Source organism: Brevundimonas sp. T2-11 (genome assembly GCF_055397675.1).
The window spans coordinates 349,793-365,160 of record NZ_AP027920.1; the positions used below are offsets into that span (position 1 = coordinate 349,793).

Genomic DNA, 15,368 nt, shown 5'->3' on the forward strand with positions numbered 1-15,368 from the left:
GCAGGCTCCGAAGAAACGTCAGGCGACGATCATCGGCCAGAGTGTCAGGACCAAGGCGGCGACCGACGCACAGACGGCGACGGTGACGGCGGCGACCACCCAGGGCCGGGTTCCGGCCTTCTCGATCACCAACGTCTGAGCTTGCGGAGGGTTCTGCGCCAGATGCGACAGGGCCTTCAGCGTGGCGAGGGCTTCTTCGACCGTCTCCCGGATCTGGGCCTGCGGCCCCAGCTCGCGCTTGATCCAGCGCTCGACCACGGGCTTGGCCGCCTCCCACAGGTCGTGGTCGGGGTTGAGGCGGCGGGCCACCCCCTCGACCGAGACCATGGTCTTTTGCAGCAGCACCAGTTCGGGCCGCATGTGCATGTCGAACAGGGCGGTGATCTCGAACAGCTGGCCCAGAAGACGGCCCATCGAGACCTGGCTGGCCTGACGGCCGATGACCGGCTCGCCGACCGCGCGTAGGGCCTGGGCGAAGGTGTCGACCGAATGGTGCGGCGGCACGTAGCCGGCCTCGAAATGGACGCGGCTGATGCGGTCGTAGTCGCGGCTGATGAAGCCCCACAGGATCTCGGCCAGGTAGCGACGCTCGGCCGGACCCAGGCGGCCGACGATGCCGAAGTCGATGGCGGTGACCTGAGCCGGAGCGTCTGCGAACAGATTGCCCTCGTGCAGGTCGGCGTGGAAGACGCCGTGGTCCAGGGCCTGGACCAGGAAGCCGCGCACCACCTTGTCGGCCAGGGCGTCCTTGTCGAGGCCGGGCAGGGTCTCCAGCGCCGGGTCGGTCATGGGCAGGCCGTCGGCCCACTCCAGGGTCAGCACGCGCTTGCCCACCCCGTCCCAGACGATGGCGGGGGCCGACATATAGCCGTCCTTGGCCATGACCTCGGCCAGTTCCGAGGCGGCGGCGGCCTCCAGCCTCATGTCCAGCTCCAGCGACAGGGCGCGGGCGATGATCTCGACGAAGGCCTGGGGCTCCAGCCGCCGGGCGGGCTCGACGAACTTCTGCACCAGCTTGGCGCCCAGACGCATGGAATCCAGACCGCGCGCCACGCGGCGCTCGACGCCGGGGCGCAGCACCTTGACCGCCACCTTGCGGCCGTCGGCCAGCCAGGCCGGATGGGCCTGGGCCAGGGAGGCGGCGGCGACCGGTTGGCCCAGATCACGGAACAGGCTCTCGACCGGGCGGCCCAGCGAACGCTCGATCTCGGCGCGGGCCTCGTCCAGCGGGAAGGGGGGCAGCTTGTCCTTCAGCCGGCCCAGATCCTGGGCGAACTGGATGCCGAAGATGTCGGCGCGGGTGGCCAGAACCTGACCCAGCTTGATGGCTACGGGGCCGAGGTGTTCGAAGGCCTGACCGACGCGCTGGCCGGGGCGACCGGCGCGGTGCTTGCGGCTGGCCGTCATCTGCACCAGCCGCGCGAACGGGCGGGTCCAGGCGGGCAGCAGGGGATTGACCTCGCGCGGGATCAGGGCGTCGTGGCGCGCCAGCACCCAGCCCCAGCCGATCAGCCGCAGGGTCGCGCCCAGAGGATCGCGGACGGGTTCCGGCGTCGGCGCGGGCGGCGGGGTCTTGACGGACAGCCGGCTCAGATCGCCCACCCGTGGTGGATGGCCGCGATCCCGCCCGACAGGTTGGTGACGCTGACGCGGCTGAACCCGGCGTCCTCGATCATGCGCTTGAAGGTCGCCTGATCGGGGAAGCGGCGGATGCTCTCGACCAGGTACTGATAGCTGTCGCGATCCTTGGCGACCCATTCGCCGATGCGCGGAATGGCGTGGAAGGACCAGGCGTCATAGGCCTTGCGCAGGGCGCCGGTCGTGGGGTGCGAGAACTCCAGGCAGATGAAGCGGCCGCCGGGCTTCAGCGCACGCCGCGCCTCTTTCAGCGCGCCCGCCACGTCCGACACGTTGCGGATGCCGAAGCTGATCGAATAGGCGTCCAGACAGGCGTCGGGGAGGGGCAGGTTCATGGCGTCGCCGACGCCCCAGGCCATCTCGGGCTCGCCGCCCTTGGCCACGCCGTTCAGGATCATCTCGGCGTTGTAGTCCATGACGATGACGGTGGCGTCTTCGCCGCCGCGACGCTGCTGGGCCGCGCGCGCCATCTTGGAATAGCGCCGCGCCATGTCGCCGGTGCCGCCGGCCATGTCGAGAATGACCTCGCCGGGCCGGGCGTTCAGCTTGGCGGCCGTGGCGTCCTTCCAGAGGCGATGCACGCCCGCGCTCATCAGGTCGTTCATCAGGTCGTAGTTGGACGCGACGGAGTCGAAGACGCCGCGCACCATCTGGACCTTTTCCTTCGCGTCCACGTCGCGGAAGCCGAAGGAGGAGGTCTTGCCGGAGGAGGGGGAGGGATCGGCCTGGGTCATGACAGGGGGTGTAACGCCTCATGCGGGCGGCGTCATCCGGGGAAGCGTTCTTGTCGCGGCTAACGCCAATCCTCCCCTGCGCAGCGGGGGAGGGGGACCATGCGTAGCATGGTGGAGGGGGCGAGAGCTGGTTGCTCGTGTTCGGATTATGACGGAGAGCGTGATGAAATGGGTTCGAGGTTGCGCGTGCATCCGCCCCCTCCACCGCTTCGCGGTCCCCCTCCCCCGCAGGCGGGGGAGGATCGACATTTGTGCTGACGCGGCGTCACGGCTTGTCGCCTCCTCGGGGCCGCGATACGCCTGAACAAAATCAAGGAGACGCCCATGACCGCCGCTCTCGACGTCAACGCCGTGCTTCAGGGGCTGCCCGACTGGCGTCGCGCCGACGACCCGCGCCCGGCTATCGCCCGCTCGCTGACGTTCGCCGACTTCAACGCCGCCTTCGGCTTCATGACCCGCGTCGCCCTGCTGGCGGACAAGGCGGACCACCATCCCGAATGGTCGAACGTCTACAACCGGGTCGAGGTCCTGCTGACCACCCATGATGCGGGCGGGGTGACCGAGCGGGATGTCGCGATGGCCCGCTTTATCGATGAAGCCGTCAAGGGGCAGGTTGAATGAGCGGCCGCGTTTCGGGCAAGGCCGCTCTCATCACAGGGGCGGCGGGCGGTCTGGGGCAGGCCATGGCGCGGATGCTGGTTCGGGAGGGGGCCAGGGTCGCCGTCTCCGATCGCGACCTGAACGGCGCGCGCGCTCTGGCCGATAGCATCAACGCCGAACATCCCGGTTCGGCCTTCGCCTATGAGCACGACGTGACGCGCGAGGACGACTGGGTTCGCGTGGTCGCCGCCGCCGCCGAGGACATGGGCGGCCTGTCCATACTGGTGAACAACGCGGGCATCGGCGGCTGCCTGGCCTGGGCCGAGCAGGACACGCTGGAGAACTGGCGGCTGGTTCAGGCGGTGAACCTGGAATCGGTGATGCTGGGCTGCAAGCACGCCATGCCGCACCTGCGGGCGTCCGGCGCGGGCTCCATCGTCAATATCTCGTCGATCGCCGGCCTTGCGGCGGCGCCGGGCATGGGGGCCTACAACGCCACCAAGGCGGCGGTCTGGCTCTACACCAAGACGGTGGCGCTGGAGGCGGCCAAGGCGGGGTGGAACGTGCGCGCCAACTCGGTCCACCCGGTTTTCATCAAGACGCCCATCCTCGACCCCTTCGTCGCCATGGCCGGCGGCGACGAGACGACGGCCCACGAAAAGCTGGCGCGCGGCATCCCGCTGAAGCGCATCGGCGAGCCGGACGACGTGGCCTACTGCGTTCTGTATCTGGCCTCGGACGAGTCCAAGTTCGTGACCGGGGCCGAGTTCAAGATCGACGGCGGCCTGACGGCGCAGTGATCTCAGAGGGCCAAAGAAAAACGCCCCGGCCTTGCGACCGGGGCGTTGTCATGTTCAGGCCTGACCGTCGCGGAGGCGTTTCAGGTCCGGGGCCAGGGCCTCGTCGGTCAGGATGGCGATGGCCTCCTCGACGGTGACGATGGTCTGGGCCTGGCTGCCGAGACGGCGGATGGCGACCTTGCCTTCTTCGGCCTCCTTGCGACCGACGACGGCGATGGCGGGCACCTTGCCGACCGAGTGCTCGCGGATCTTGTAGTTGATCTTCTCGTTGCGCAGATCGATCTCGGTGCGCAGACCCGCGGCGCGGAACTTGGCGACGACCTCTTCGGCATAGCCGTCAGCATCCGAGGTGATGGTGGCCACCACGGCCTGGGTCGGCGCCAGCCACAGCGGGAAGGCCCCGGCGTAGTTCTCGATCATGATGCCGATGAAGCGCTCGAACGAGCCGAGGATCGCGCGGTGCAGCATGACCGGGCGGTGCTTCTGGCCGTCCTCGGCGATGTAGGTCGCGTCCAGGCGGTCGGGCAGGACATAGTCCAGCTGGATCGTGCCGCAGGTCCATTCGCGGCCGATGGCGTCCTTGACGATGAAGTCCAGCTTGGGCGCGTAGAAGGCGCCGTCGCCCTCGGCGATGACCACCTCGACCCCGGCGTGGCGGGCGGCTTCGGCCATCTGGGCCTCGGCCTTGTCCCAGAACTCGTCAGACCCGGCGCGGACGTCGGGACGGGTGGCCAGGTTGATGTAGGCCGTCTCCATGCCGAGGTCGGCGTGGACCGACTGGGCCAGCTTGATGAACTCGGCGGTCTCGTCGACGATCTGGTCTTCGCGGCAGAAGATGTGGGCGTCGTCCTGGGTGAAGCCGCGCACGCGCATCAGGCCGTGCAGCGAGCCCGAGGGCTCATAGCGGTGGCAGGCGCCGAACTCGGCCATGCGCAGCGGCAGTTCACGATAGGACCGCTGGCCTTGGTCGAAGATCTGCACGTGGCCGGGGCAGTTCATCGGCTTGAGGGAAAGGGTCTCGCCCTCCACCGTCTCGCAGACGAACATGTTGGGACGGTACTTGTCCCAGTGGCCCGAGGCCTCCCAGAACTTGCGGTCCAGAACCTGCGGCGTCTTGACCTCGACATAGCCGGCGGCGTCCAGACGGCGGCGCATATAGGCCTCCAGCACGCGCCACAGCACCCAGCCCTTGGGGTGCCAGAAGACCATGCCGCGGCCCTCTTCCTGCATGTGGAAGAGCTCCATGGCGCGGCCCAGCTTGCGGTGGTCGCGCTTCTCGGCCTCCTCGATGCGCAGCAGATAGGCGTCCAGATCGGCCTGGGTCGCCCAGGCCGTGCCGTAGATGCGCTGCAGCTGGGCGCGGTTGGAATCCCCGCGCCAGTAGGCGCCGGCCAGCTTGGTCAGCTTGAAGGCCTTGCCGACGAACTTGGTGGTCGGGAAGTGCGGCCCCCGGCACAGGTCGGCCCATTCGCCCTGCTTGTAGACGGTGATGGTTTCCGTGCCCGGCAGGTCGCGGATCAGTTCGGCCTTGTAGGTCTCGCCGATCTTCTCGAAGTGGGCGATGGCGGCGTCGCGCTCCCAGACCTGACGCTCCAGCGGCGCGCCCCGGTCGATGATCTCGGCCATCTTCTTTTCGATTTTGGCGAAGTCGTCGGTCGAGAAGGGTTCGTCGCGGGCGAAGTCGTAATAGAAGCCGTCCTCGATGGCCGGGCCGATGGTGACCTGGGTGCCGGGGAAGAGCTCTTGCACGGCCTGGGCAAGGACGTGGGCGGCGTCGTGACGGATTGTCTCCAGCGCCTCGGGATCGTCGCGCATCAGCAGGCGGAAGTCGCCGTTCCCGTCGATGACACGGTCCAGGTCGCGCTGCTCGCCGTTCCAGACGACCAGGGCGGCCTTCTTGGCCAGCGAGGGCGAGATGGCGGCGGCCACGTCGCGGCCCGTCGAGCCGGCCGGATACTGACGCACGGCGCCGTCGGGGAATTTCAGTTCGATCATGACGGTCGTTCTTTTTCGGTCTTGGCGGGCGGCACGGGATCATAGCCCGAACCGCCGAAGGGATGGCATTTACAGAGACGGCGCACGGTGAGCCATCCCCCCCGAACCGGTCCGTGCTGGAGCAGGGCGTCGCGCCCGTAGTCCGAACAGGTCGGCAGGAACCGGCACGACTGGCCGAAGAAGGGGGACAGCGTCACCTTGTAGCCCCGATGGGCCGCGCGGACGCTGCGTTCGTAGAGAGACATCTGTCCCTTCGCCGGGGGCTCTGTTTCGGGTTCGCGCCGCTTATCCCTCTTCATCGCAGGGGGATCAACCGGACGAAGCCTTCAGGCCGCGCCGGCGAGGCGAGTTCGCGTATCGCTGTGGTGCTTGGCCAACGCCTGATTGACGGCGTCCAGCGTGGCTTCCAGCGCCACCATGGTCGAGGCGTGCCGCGCCGGATAGTCGGCGACCTGTTTCAGCACCCGCAGGCCCTCGAAGCGGCCCTCGGGGCCGTCTCCGCCGGATTTCAGCATGGCCAGCATGGCGTCGCGGGCCTCGACGATCTCCGCCGCCGTCGCGCCGAGGATGCTTTCGCCCACCACGCCCGCCGCCGCCTGACCCAGGGCGCAGGCCTTCACCGTCTGGGCGAAGTCCGTGACGCGGCCTTCGTCGTCCAGCACCACGTCCACGATGGCTTTCGACCCGCACAGCTTGGCCACGCGCTCGGCGGTCCCTTCAGGCGCAGCCAGCCGCCCGCTGTGCGGCAGGTTGGCCGCCAGCGACAGGATGCGCGCGCTGTAGAGGTCGTCGATCATGGGCGGAAGATAGGCGCGATGGGGGCAAGAATGAAGATGCGATCCTCCCCTGTGAGCGAAGCGAAAAGGGGGAGGGGGACCGCGAAGCGGTGGAGGGGGCGAGCTTCAAGCGCCGTCGCTCGTCTTCGCCCCCTCCACCATGCTGCGCATGGTCTCCCTCCCTCGCTGCGCAGGGGAGGATGAAGTCAGCCGCCTTGTACCGAGGACCAGGTGCGGGCCGATCCGGCGGTTTCAGCCGCCGCCACGGGCGCGGCCGCCGCCGTCCGCTCGGCGAGCCAGCGCAGGTTGGCGTCGGCGACTTCCGGCGGCAGGTCGCGGCGGAGGATCTGTTCGGCCTCGGCGGTCTTGCCCTGCAGGCCCAGCGACAGGGCCAGGTTCTGACGCACCTTCAGGGTCGCGCCCGGCTGGGCGGCGGCGCGGCGAAGCAGGATTTCCGCCGAGGAGGCGTCGCCTTCGCCCATGCGGGCGAGGGCGGCGTTGGTCAGGACGTCCGGATTGTCGGGCGACAGACGCAGGGCCTCGTTCCACGCCGTCTTGGCGTCGTCGGGGCGGCGCACCTGCTGATAGGCCACGCCCAGCAACGAGAGCGGGCGCCAGTCGCGCGGCGCGGCGGCCCTGGCCTGCTCCAGCGCCGTGATGCCATAGAAGGCCTGACCGCGCGCGATATGGGCGCGGCCGACCTCCAGCATGGCCTCGAGATTGGCGGGCTGGACGGTCAGGACGCCCTGGGCCGTCTCGGCGGCCTGATCGAACTGGCCCAGTTCGCGCAGGGCCTGGGCCGTCTTGACCCCGGCGACCGGGTCCATCGGATTGATCTGCTGTTCCTGAGACCAGAAGACCGAACGGCTGAGGGCGTCGGCGCGGTCGTAGCTGGCCCGCGTGGCGGCGTCGGCGGGTTGGCGCGCGGGGGGCGCGCTCGCCGTCGGGGCGGCGGTCTGGGCCTGAACGGCGCCCGACAGGCCCCAAAGAGCCAGCGTCATGGTTGCGGCGGCGACGGCGGTGCGCGACATGGAGAGGGTCCGGACGGTTTCCTGCGGCTTCAGCGTCGCGCCTCCGGGTCAAGGTTTGGTTAATCGGCCTTTAAGGGCCGGAAAGGCTCGCCCCATGTCCGTGGTTCATTCCGACCTGCTGATCTCTGCCTCCGACGCCGCCCGCCCGGTGCGTGTGGTCGGAGCCGGGCAGGGGCTGACCGGCAAGGCTGCCGTCTGGGCCGAGGCCAACGGCTTCACCGGCAAGGCGGGCCAGTTGCTGATCGTGCCTGGCGACGACGGCGCGGCGGTCGAGGCCCTGTTCGGCGCCGGCGAGGCCTTCGAGCCGATGAGCGCCCGGTCCCTGCCGACCCGTCTGCCCGCCGGCGACTGGCGCCTCGACGGCGTCGAGGGCGAAGCCGCGCAGCAAGCCGCCCTGGCCTTCGCCCTCGGCGGCTATCTGTTCGACCGTTACAAGGCGCGACCTGAGCGCGGTCGCGCCCGCCTGGTCGCGCCCGCCGGTCTCGATCTGGCCGAGACCCTGAATATCGCCGGCGCCGCCGCCCTGGCCCGCGAAATGGTCGACACCCCCGCCGCCGACATGGGGCCGCTGCAGATCGAGACCATCGCGCGCGAGATCGCCCAATCGGCGGGCGCAAGCCTGACGGTTACGGCCGGCGACGCTCTGCTGGAGGATAACTACCCCGCCGTCCACGCCGTCGGCCGCGCCGCCGCCCCGCACCGCGCCCCGCGCGTCATTGAGATCGGCTGGAAGCTGGACCAGACCGATCTGCCCCTGGTGGCCCTGGTCGGCAAGGGGGTGGTGTTCGACACCGGCGGTCTGGACCTGAAACCCGCCGCCGGCATGCGCAACATGAAGAAGGACATGGGCGGCTCGGCCCATGCGCTCGCGCTCGGCCGCCTGATCATGCAGGCCGACCTGCCGGTGCGGCTGGTGGTGCTGGTCGCAGCCGTCGAGAACGCGGTGTCCGCCGACGCCTTCCGTCCCGGCGACATCCTGAACAGCCGCAAGGGCCTGACCATCGAGATCGGCAACACCGACGCCGAAGGCCGTCTGATCCTGGCCGACGTCCTGACGCGGGCGAGCGAGCATGAGCCGGACCTGACCCTGGACTTCGCCACCCTGACCGGCGCCGCGCGTATGGCGCTGGGACCCGAGCTGCCGCCGCTTTACACCGACGACGAAGCCCTGGCCGAGGGCATCCTCGGCGCCGGGCGGGCCGTGGGCGATCCCCTGTGGCGGATGCCTTTGTGGGCCGGCTATCGCGCCTCGCTGGACAGCGAGATCGCCGACGTCAGGAATGATTCCGCCGCCTGGGCCCAGGCCGGGTCGGTGACGGCGGCCCTCTTCCTGCAGAAGTTCGCGCCGACGACGGGTTCGTGGGCCCACATGGACATCTTCGCCTGGAATCCGCGCGCCCAGCCGGGGCGCCCGGAGGGCGGCGAGGCCCAGGCCCTGCGCGCCTGCTATCGCTATCTGCGCGACCGATTCGCCAAATAGCCAAGGCTGTTAACGCCCGATTTGGCTTCGGCGTTTACAAACGGCGGTTCACCCGTGTGAACAGCCGCCGAGTCCCTGTTTGTCCGACGCCCTCGACCTGATCCCGCCCGGCGCGCCCTTGATCCTTCGGGACGGGGATCGCATCGTGCTGGCTGAACAGGCGCTGGAAGGTCTGATGCGGGCCGAGGCCTATGTGCGGCCCGAGGCCATGCATTGCCGGGTTCCGGTCGCCGACATCCTGTCGGACGCCGATCAACGCACGGATCAACTGCTGTACGGCGAGGTCTTCGACGTCCTGCATCGTCAGGGCGCCCCTGGCGAGATGCGGGCCTGGGGCCGCGCGCGCCGCGACGGGATCGTCGGCTGGGTGGCGCTGGACGTGCTGTCGCCCGGCGCGCCCCTGGCCCGTCGGCGCGTTTCTTCCGTATCCGCCGCCCTGCCGCTGAACGCCCTGGTGGACGAGACGGCCGAGGGGGTGAGCCCTGATGATCTGCAGCCGGTCGGCGACTTCGAGCGCGAGCCGGTGGCCGTGGCCGAGCGACTGCTGGGCCGCCCGCACGCCCTGGGCGCCCGTTCCTCGGTCGAGACCGATTGTTCGGGTCTGGTGCAGCAGGCCCTTCTGGCCTGCGGTCTGCCCGGCCCGCGTCGTTCCGACGCCCAGGCCGACCTGGGCCGTCCCATCGCGCGCGCAGAGGCCCGGCGCGGCGATCTGGTCGTCTGGATGGCCCCGGCGGGGGACGACTGGACGGGCCATTCGGCCATCATGGTCGACACCGATCAGGTCATCCACTCCACCGGCGCGCGCGGCGGCGTGGTCATCGAGACCCTGGCCGAGGTCGAGGCTCGACTGACGGGCGAAGGTTTCGCCACGGCCGTTTTCCGGCGCATCTAAATTCGCAATCCTCCCCTGCGAAGCGGGGGAGGATGCAGAGGCCCAAACACAGAAAAGGCGGCCCGAAGACCGCCTTTCCAAGTCATTCGACTGTCCGTCGCCCTCAGGCGGCGGGAGCCGCTGCAGGGGCTTCGGCCGGAGCCGCGCCTTCAGCCGCCGGAGCAGCAGCAGCGGCGTCGGCGGGCGCCGCAGCCGCATCAGCCGCCGGAGCGGCGGCCGCACCGGGCTGACGCGCCGGATCAGAAGCCGGGATGGCGAAGCCGCCCGAGCCCTGGGTGCGCAGCCAGGCGATCAGGTTGATGCGGGTCTTCTCGTCGCGGATGCCGGCGAAGGACATCTTGGTGCCCGGGACATAGCGGCCCGGGGCGGTCAGGAAGTGGTCGATCTCGTCATAGCCCCAGGTCGGCGCCTCGGCCTTGTGCTTGGACATGGCGTCCGAATAGGCGAAGCCGGCGCGGTGCATGACCGGGCCGCCGAGGACGCCGTTCAGGTTCGGACCGATGCCGTCGGCGCCGCCCGCGTTGGCGGTGTGGCAGGCCTGGCAGCGCGCGAAGGCGGCTTCACCGGCGGCCAGGTCGGCGGTCGGCAGGACCGTGCCCCAGTCGATCGGCAGGGCGGCGGGCTCGGCGCCCGCGGATTCTTCCGGCGCGTCCACGAAGTAGCCCATCTTTTCAGGCTGCTTGGTGTGATAGACCATGCCAGACACCTGCTGGACCACCAGGATGACAAAGGCGGTGCCCAGGCACGCGCCCATAATCTTGTTCCACTTCAGATCGCCGCTCATGCGCGTCGTCGCTTCCCGTCTCTAATGAGCCCCCCAACCGCGAAGCGGCCTCAGGCATATTCTTGCGTCGGCGTCTCTGACACGCTAGCGCGACCTTCGCAACCGGCCCGGCCGCTTCCGGGCGCCTCTGGACGTCGTCAAGCCGATGAATCCGCTGATAATGATACCCGCTCGCATGGCGGCGACCCGTTTGCCGAACAAGCCCCTGGCCGATATCGGCGGCAAGCCCATGATCGTGCGCGCCTGGGAACAGGCCGCCCTGTCCGGTTTCCGCGTCGCGGTGGCGGCGGGCGATCCCGAGATTGTCGAGGCTGTCGAGGCGGCGGGCGGTCTGGCGGTCCTGACCGATCCGGCCCTGCCCAGCGGTTCTGATCGCATCCGCGCGGCGGTCGAGGCGGTCGATCCCGACGGCGCCCACGACCTGGTCATCAACATCCAGGGCGACATGCCCTTCGCTTCGCCGGACCTGGCGCGGGCCTGCGCCGACCTGCTGGCGCGCGAATCAGCCTGCGACATCGCCACCCTGGTGGCGGCCGAAGCCGACGTCTCGGACCGGACCAACGCCGATGTGGTGAAAGCCGTCCTGGCCCTGCCGGAAGGCGAGACCAGCGGCCGCGCCCTCTATTTCACGCGCTCGACCCTCTATGGCGACGGCCCTGTCTGGCGCCACGTCGGCATCTACGGTTACCGCCGCGAGGCCCTGATGCGCTTCTGCGCCGCCCCGCCGTCGCCGCTGGAGCAGCGCGAGAAGCTGGAACAGCTGCGCGCCCTGGAAATGGGCCTGCAGATCTGGGCCTCGGTGATCGACGAGGCGCCGCTGTCGGTGGACAATCCGGCGGACCTGGAAGCGGCGAGAGCGCTGGCCTGACGCCTTCTCCTCCCCATGCAATGGGGAGGTGGATCGGCGGCGTAGCCGACGAGACCGAGGGGCTGCTTGATCCAGCGCGACCAAGCCCCTCCACCGCTACGCGGTCCCCCTCCCCACGCGTGGGGAGGAGAAGGCGTCGCTCTACGACGCCTCGTTCGCCCAGGCCTCCAGCAGCCGCCGCGCGATGGCGAAGGGCGGCGGGGCGTGGATCGTGCCGTGCGTGCCCGCCAGCACCGCCCGCGCCTCGGCCCGCGTCAGCCAGGCCACGGCTTCCAGCTCGGTCTGGTCCGGCGCGGCGTTGTCGTGGGTGACCTCGGCGATCAGGCCGATCATCAGCTGGGCCGGGAAGGGCCAGGGCTGGCTGGAGTGATAGGCGACGTTCGAGACGGTCAGACCCGCCTCCTCCATCACTTCGCGGGCGCAGGCCTCCTCGATGGATTCGCCGGGCTCCATGAAGCCGGCCAGGGCCGACATCCGGCCTTCGGGCCAGGCGGCCTGACGCCCCATCAGACAGCGCGGTTCCGCGCCTCCCTGATAGACCGGCAGCATGATGACGACTGGATCGACGCGCGGGAAATGCTCGACCCCGCAGGCCGGACAGACGCGCCGCCAGCCGCCCGAGGCCTGATCCGTGGCCTTGCCGCAGGCGGCGCAGAAGCCGTGACGGCGGCGCCAGTCGAACAGGCTCTTGGCCGTGCCGGCGATGGCGACATCGGCTTCCGGCAGGGCGGCGGCCGCCGCGCGCATCTCGATGAACTGGCCCAGCCCGCCGGCCGGTCCCGTCGTCGGATCGATCGAGCTTTCGAACTCCACGGCGAAGACCGGCGCCCCCTTCCACAGGCCCAGGAAGACGTCGCGGTCCGGGACCAGGTCGCGACCGTGGCTCAGCGCCAGCCAGACCAGCCGCTGTCCGCCCTCATGATCCTCCACCAGGGGTCGCCCCTCCCACAGCACCATGGCCAGGGCCTCGGGATTGGCCTCCTGCTCGCCCAGCCAAGCGGCGTCGTTGCGAAGGTCGCCCGAGCGGTCGAGCGGATTGCCGGAGAAGACGTGGGTGTGGGGCATGGCGCTTCCATACCCCCGACAAGACGACGCGGGGAGGGGTCTTGATTCCCGCGTCGCCAACCGTCATATCCCTCCTCGGAGATCGCGGGCGAAGGCTTCGCCAACCTGGTCAGGGCCGGAAGGCAGCAGCCACAACGAATTCACCTTCGGGTCGCGGTCTCTACCTCCTCATTTTTCAAGAGCGCTATCGTCGATCACGCGGTGATCGACTGCTTGAGCGCGTTTGGGCGCTGTGACGCTTTTTTGCGATTGAGCGGTCAGCGTCGTGCAAGCTTCACGGAACCGGAATCGCTCTGGCTCGCTGAAAGGGCTTCACCTTTCAGGAGCAGGCGAATGAGCATTCTCGGGTCCATCCTCGGCGGCATCTTCAAGAAGAAGAAGGAAGAGGCGGCCCCCGCCGCCCCGGCGGCGCCTGCGCCGACCGCCGCCCCCGCGGCGCCTCAGGCGGCGCCCGCAGCCCCGGCCGCCGTCGCGCCTGCGCAGGAAGTCGATGTCGCCGGCATCCTCGACTTCATGAACGACCAGCGGGCTCAGAAGCTGAACTGGCGCACCTCCATCGTCGATCTGATGAAGCTGGTCGGGCTGGAATCCTCGCTGGCCGAGCGCAAGGAGCTGGCCGACGAGCTGGGCTACACCGGCGACAAGTCCGACAGCGCCAGCATGAACATCTGGCTGCACAAGCAGGTGATCCAGAAGATCAAGGACAACGGCGGCCGTCTGCCCACCGATCTCTGAGCCATGCCTCTCGCGAGGGGGTGCGCGAACGCGCCCTCTCGCGCTAAGACAGGATCATGAGCGACGTCGATCCGAGTCTTGATGGCCCTCCGTGGGAGGAGGACGTTCCCGAGCGGGACGAGAACACCGACGACATGTTCGGCGCGCCTGCGGCTGCGCCTGAACCCGTCGCTGCGCCGGTCGCCGCGTCGACGCCTGCTCCGACCAGGGCCGAGCCCTTCGCCGACGAGCCCGCCGGCGACGGCGCCTATCAGGTTCTGGCCCGTAAATACCGCCCGCGCGCCTTCGAGGACCTGATCGGTCAGGAGGCCATGGTCCGGACCCTGACCAACGCCTTCGCCACGGGCCGTATCGCCCACGCCTTCATGCTGACCGGGGTGCGGGGCGTCGGCAAGACGACGACCGCCCGCCTGCTGGCCCGCGCCCTGAACAATGAGACGGACACGATCGACAAGCCGTCGCTGGCCCTGTCGGCGCACGGGCGTCACGACGCCGCCATCATGGCCGGCCAGCACATGGACGTCATGGAGATGGACGCCGCCTCCCATACCGGCGTCAACGACATCCGCGACATCCTGGAAAGCGTCCGCTACGCCCCGGTCGAGGCCCGCTACAAGGTCTATGTGCTGGATGAGGTCCACATGCTGTCGACGCAGGCGTTCAACGCCCTGCTGAAGACGCTGGAGGAGCCGCCGCCCCACGCCAAGTTCATCTTCGCCACCACCGAGATCCGCAAGGTCCCGGTGACCATCCTGTCGCGCTGCCAGCGCTTCGACCTGCGTCGCGTCGAGCCCGAGGTCCTGGTCGGGCATCTGGGCCGCATCGCCGACCGCGAAGGCATGAAGATCGAGCAGGAGGCCCTGGCGCTGATCTCCCGCGCGGCCGAGGGCTCGGTGCGCGACGGCCTGTCCCTGCTGGATCAGGCCCTGGTTCAGGCCGAGAGCGGGGCGACGGTGCAGACCGCCACCGTGCGCGACATGCTGGGTCTGGCCGACCGGACCCAGACCATCGCTCTGTTCGAATCGATCATGGCCGGGCGCACCGCCGAGGCGCTGGAAAACTTCCGCACCCTTTACGGCTTCGGCGCCGATCCCGTGCAGGTGACCAACGACCTGCTGGAGCACTGCCACGCCGCCTCGGTCGCCAAGATGCTGGGCCCGAACGCCACCCGTCTGCCCAATGATCAGGCGCAGAAGCTGACGGCCCTGGGCGCGGCCATCTCGGCCGGGACCCTGTCGCGCACCTGGCAGATGCTGCTGAAAGCCCTGGACGAGGTGCGGCGCGCGCCCAACCCGGCGGATGCGGTGGAAATGGCCATCGTCCGTATGGCCTACGCCGCCGACCTGCCGGGACCGGAAGAGGCGCTGAAGGCCATCCAGTCGGGCGGAAGCCTGCCGAGCGGCGGCGGCGCGGGCGGCCCGCGCGGCGGGGGCGGGGGCGGCGGCGCTTCGGCCATGCTGGCGGCGCGGCCGGTGGCCCAGCCGGCCTTTCCCGATCCCCAGACCTTCGAGGCCGTGGTCGCCCTGATCGGCGACAAGCGTGAAATCACGCTGCAGATGGACGTCGAACGCTATGTGAAGCCGGTGTCGTTCAAGCCCGGCGCCATCGTCTATGAACCGGCGGCGGGTTCGCCCGTCGATCTGGCGCGGCGCCTGGCCTCGCGGCTCAAGGAATGGACCGGTCGCACCTGGCTGATCGCCGCCAATGGTCAGGGCGGCGGCGAGACCCTGATCGAGATCGAGAAAAAGGCCCGCTCCGCCCGCCGTGCGGCGGTCGAGGCGGACCCCTTTGTCGTGTCCATCATGCAGGCCTTCCCCGGCGCCGAGATCAAGGAGATCAAGACCCTGGCGCCTGCCGTCGAGATGCCGGCGATCCCGGAAGACGACGAGGAAGACTGATCCTTTCCTCCCATCTCATGGGGAGGCGGATCGGCGGCGCAGCCGTCGAGACGGAGGGGCTCGGTTGAGCCT

General features: G+C 69.5%; 15 protein-coding genes and 1 other RNA gene. 8 read left to right on the forward strand and 8 right to left on the reverse strand.

What is annotated here, in order from left to right; all coding sequences use genetic code 11:
- Positions 1 to 18: 18 nt before the first annotated feature.
- On the reverse strand, positions 19 to 1,602 hold the full coding sequence (gene ubiB / locus ACZ5XO_RS01675) for a 2-polyprenylphenol 6-hydroxylase (protein ID WP_464163603.1): 1,584 nt from the start codon (positions 1,600 to 1,602) through the stop codon (positions 19 to 21).
- Positions 1,590 to 2,372: a class I SAM-dependent methyltransferase gene (locus ACZ5XO_RS01680; RefSeq protein WP_464163604.1), complete on the reverse strand. Its 783-nt coding sequence runs from the start codon at positions 2,370 to 2,372 to the stop codon at positions 1,590 to 1,592. Before ACZ5XO_RS01680 ends, ubiB begins: the two co-directional genes overlap by 13 nt.
- Positions 2,373 to 2,696: 324 nt before the next feature.
- On the opposite strand from ACZ5XO_RS01680, the gene ACZ5XO_RS01685 reads away from it, so the two are divergent.
- Both ACZ5XO_RS01685 and ACZ5XO_RS01690 read left to right on the forward strand, forming a co-directional pair.
- The gene (locus ACZ5XO_RS01685) at positions 2,697 to 2,993 is read left to right on the forward strand and encodes a 4a-hydroxytetrahydrobiopterin dehydratase (protein WP_464163605.1); all 297 of its coding nucleotides are present in this window, start codon (positions 2,697 to 2,699) and stop codon (positions 2,991 to 2,993) included.
- On the forward strand, positions 2,990 to 3,772 hold the full coding sequence (locus ACZ5XO_RS01690; protein WP_464163606.1) for an SDR family oxidoreductase: 783 nt from the start codon (positions 2,990 to 2,992) through the stop codon (positions 3,770 to 3,772). The genes ACZ5XO_RS01685 and ACZ5XO_RS01690 overlap by 4 nt, the downstream gene beginning before the upstream one ends.
- Positions 3,773 to 3,826: 54 nt before the next feature.
- On the opposite strand, the gene thrS is transcribed toward ACZ5XO_RS01690, so the two are convergent.
- The 4 genes from thrS to ACZ5XO_RS01710 all read right to left on the reverse strand — a co-directional run bounded on the left by thrS (position 3,827) and on the right by ACZ5XO_RS01710 (position 7,574).
- Positions 3,827 to 5,767, reverse strand: a complete 1,941-nt coding sequence (gene thrS / locus ACZ5XO_RS01695) for a threonine--tRNA ligase (RefSeq protein WP_464163607.1) — start codon at positions 5,765 to 5,767, stop codon at positions 3,827 to 3,829.
- On the reverse strand, positions 5,764 to 6,012 hold the full coding sequence (gene yidD / locus ACZ5XO_RS01700; RefSeq protein WP_121481541.1) for a membrane protein insertion efficiency factor YidD: 249 nt from the start codon (positions 6,010 to 6,012) through the stop codon (positions 5,764 to 5,766). Before yidD ends, thrS begins: the two co-directional genes overlap by 4 nt.
- A gap of 81 nt (positions 6,013 to 6,093) precedes the next feature.
- Positions 6,094 to 6,564 (reverse strand): iron-sulfur cluster assembly scaffold protein, encoded by a 471-nt coding sequence (locus ACZ5XO_RS01705; RefSeq protein WP_464163608.1) that lies wholly within the window; start codon positions 6,562 to 6,564, stop codon positions 6,094 to 6,096.
- A 185-nt stretch (positions 6,565 to 6,749) separates the two neighbouring features.
- Positions 6,750 to 7,574: a tetratricopeptide repeat protein gene (locus tag ACZ5XO_RS01710; RefSeq protein ID WP_464163609.1), complete on the reverse strand. Its 825-nt coding sequence runs from the start codon at positions 7,572 to 7,574 to the stop codon at positions 6,750 to 6,752.
- 94 nt (positions 7,575 to 7,668) lie between these two features.
- On the opposite strand from ACZ5XO_RS01710, the gene ACZ5XO_RS01715 reads away from it, so the two are divergent.
- Both ACZ5XO_RS01715 and ACZ5XO_RS01720 read left to right on the forward strand, forming a co-directional pair.
- Positions 7,669 to 9,054 carry a leucyl aminopeptidase family protein gene (locus ACZ5XO_RS01715; RefSeq protein ID WP_464163610.1) on the forward strand — a complete coding sequence of 462 codons (1,386 nt, stop codon included), beginning with the start codon at positions 7,669 to 7,671 and terminating at the stop codon, positions 9,052 to 9,054.
- A 79-nt stretch (positions 9,055 to 9,133) separates the two neighbouring features.
- Positions 9,134 to 9,946: a C40 family peptidase gene (locus tag ACZ5XO_RS01720; RefSeq protein ID WP_464163611.1), complete on the forward strand. Its 813-nt coding sequence runs from the start codon at positions 9,134 to 9,136 to the stop codon at positions 9,944 to 9,946.
- A 103-nt stretch (positions 9,947 to 10,049) separates the two neighbouring features.
- Here ACZ5XO_RS01720 and ACZ5XO_RS01725 read toward each other — a convergent pair whose 3' ends face one another.
- A complete protein-coding gene (locus tag ACZ5XO_RS01725; RefSeq protein ID WP_464163612.1) occupies positions 10,050 to 10,730 on the reverse strand; it encodes a c-type cytochrome in 681 nt (226 codons plus the stop codon).
- Positions 10,731 to 10,875: 145 nt separating this feature from the next.
- Here ACZ5XO_RS01725 and ACZ5XO_RS01730 point away from each other — a divergent pair, with 145 nt between their 5' ends.
- Positions 10,876 to 11,598: a 3-deoxy-manno-octulosonate cytidylyltransferase gene (locus tag ACZ5XO_RS01730; protein WP_464163613.1), complete on the forward strand. Its 723-nt coding sequence runs from the start codon at positions 10,876 to 10,878 to the stop codon at positions 11,596 to 11,598.
- Positions 11,599 to 11,739: 141 nt separating this feature from the next.
- Here the strand turns inward: ACZ5XO_RS01730 and nudC are convergent, their stop codons facing one another.
- On the reverse strand, positions 11,740 to 12,663 hold the full coding sequence (gene nudC / locus ACZ5XO_RS01735; protein ID WP_464163614.1) for an NAD(+) diphosphatase: 924 nt from the start codon (positions 12,661 to 12,663) through the stop codon (positions 11,740 to 11,742).
- Positions 12,664 to 12,736: 73 nt separating this feature from the next.
- Between nudC and ffs the strand changes: the two genes are divergently transcribed.
- The 3 genes from ffs (at position 12,737) to ACZ5XO_RS01750 (ending at position 15,296) form a co-directional block, all read left to right on the forward strand.
- Positions 12,737 to 12,832: signal recognition particle sRNA small type (ffs, locus tag ACZ5XO_RS01740), an RNA gene on the forward strand.
- Between the two features lie 164 nt (positions 12,833 to 12,996).
- The gene (locus tag ACZ5XO_RS01745; RefSeq protein WP_464163615.1) at positions 12,997 to 13,398 is read left to right on the forward strand and encodes a DUF3597 domain-containing protein; all 402 of its coding nucleotides are present in this window, start codon (positions 12,997 to 12,999) and stop codon (positions 13,396 to 13,398) included.
- A 56-nt stretch (positions 13,399 to 13,454) separates the two neighbouring features.
- On the forward strand, positions 13,455 to 15,296 hold the full coding sequence (locus ACZ5XO_RS01750) for a DNA polymerase III subunit gamma/tau (protein WP_464163616.1): 1,842 nt from the start codon (positions 13,455 to 13,457) through the stop codon (positions 15,294 to 15,296).
- Positions 15,297 to 15,368: the final 72 nt, after the last annotated feature.

Excerpts from the sequence above, each read along its gene's own strand:
- ACZ5XO_RS01680 (WP_464163604.1), bottom strand. The coding sequence starts at position 2,372 with ATGACCCAGGCCGATCCCTCCCCCTCCTCCGGCAAGACCTCCTCCTTC.
- ACZ5XO_RS01685 (WP_464163605.1), top strand. The coding sequence starts at position 2,697 with ATGACCGCCGCTCTCGACGTCAACGCCGTGCTTCAGGGGCTGCCCGAC.
- ACZ5XO_RS01690 (WP_464163606.1), top strand. The coding sequence starts at position 2,990 with ATGAGCGGCCGCGTTTCGGGCAAGGCCGCTCTCATCACAGGGGCGGCG.
- thrS (WP_464163607.1), bottom strand. The coding sequence starts at position 5,767 with ATGATCGAACTGAAATTCCCCGACGGCGCCGTGCGTCAGTATCCGGCC.
- yidD (WP_121481541.1), bottom strand. The coding sequence starts at position 6,012 with ATGTCTCTCTACGAACGCAGCGTCCGCGCGGCCCATCGGGGCTACAAG.
- ACZ5XO_RS01705 (WP_464163608.1), bottom strand. The coding sequence starts at position 6,564 with ATGATCGACGACCTCTACAGCGCGCGCATCCTGTCGCTGGCGGCCAAC.
- ACZ5XO_RS01710 (WP_464163609.1), bottom strand. The coding sequence starts at position 7,574 with ATGTCGCGCACCGCCGTCGCCGCCGCAACCATGACGCTGGCTCTTTGG.
- ACZ5XO_RS01715 (WP_464163610.1), top strand. The coding sequence starts at position 7,669 with ATGTCCGTGGTTCATTCCGACCTGCTGATCTCTGCCTCCGACGCCGCC.
- ACZ5XO_RS01725 (WP_464163612.1), bottom strand. The coding sequence starts at position 10,730 with ATGAGCGGCGATCTGAAGTGGAACAAGATTATGGGCGCGTGCCTGGGC.
- ACZ5XO_RS01730 (WP_464163613.1), top strand. The coding sequence starts at position 10,876 with ATGAATCCGCTGATAATGATACCCGCTCGCATGGCGGCGACCCGTTTG.
- nudC (WP_464163614.1), bottom strand. The coding sequence starts at position 12,663 with ATGCCCCACACCCACGTCTTCTCCGGCAATCCGCTCGACCGCTCGGGC.
- ACZ5XO_RS01745 (WP_464163615.1), top strand. The coding sequence starts at position 12,997 with ATGAGCATTCTCGGGTCCATCCTCGGCGGCATCTTCAAGAAGAAGAAG.
- ACZ5XO_RS01750 (WP_464163616.1), top strand. The coding sequence starts at position 13,455 with ATGAGCGACGTCGATCCGAGTCTTGATGGCCCTCCGTGGGAGGAGGAC.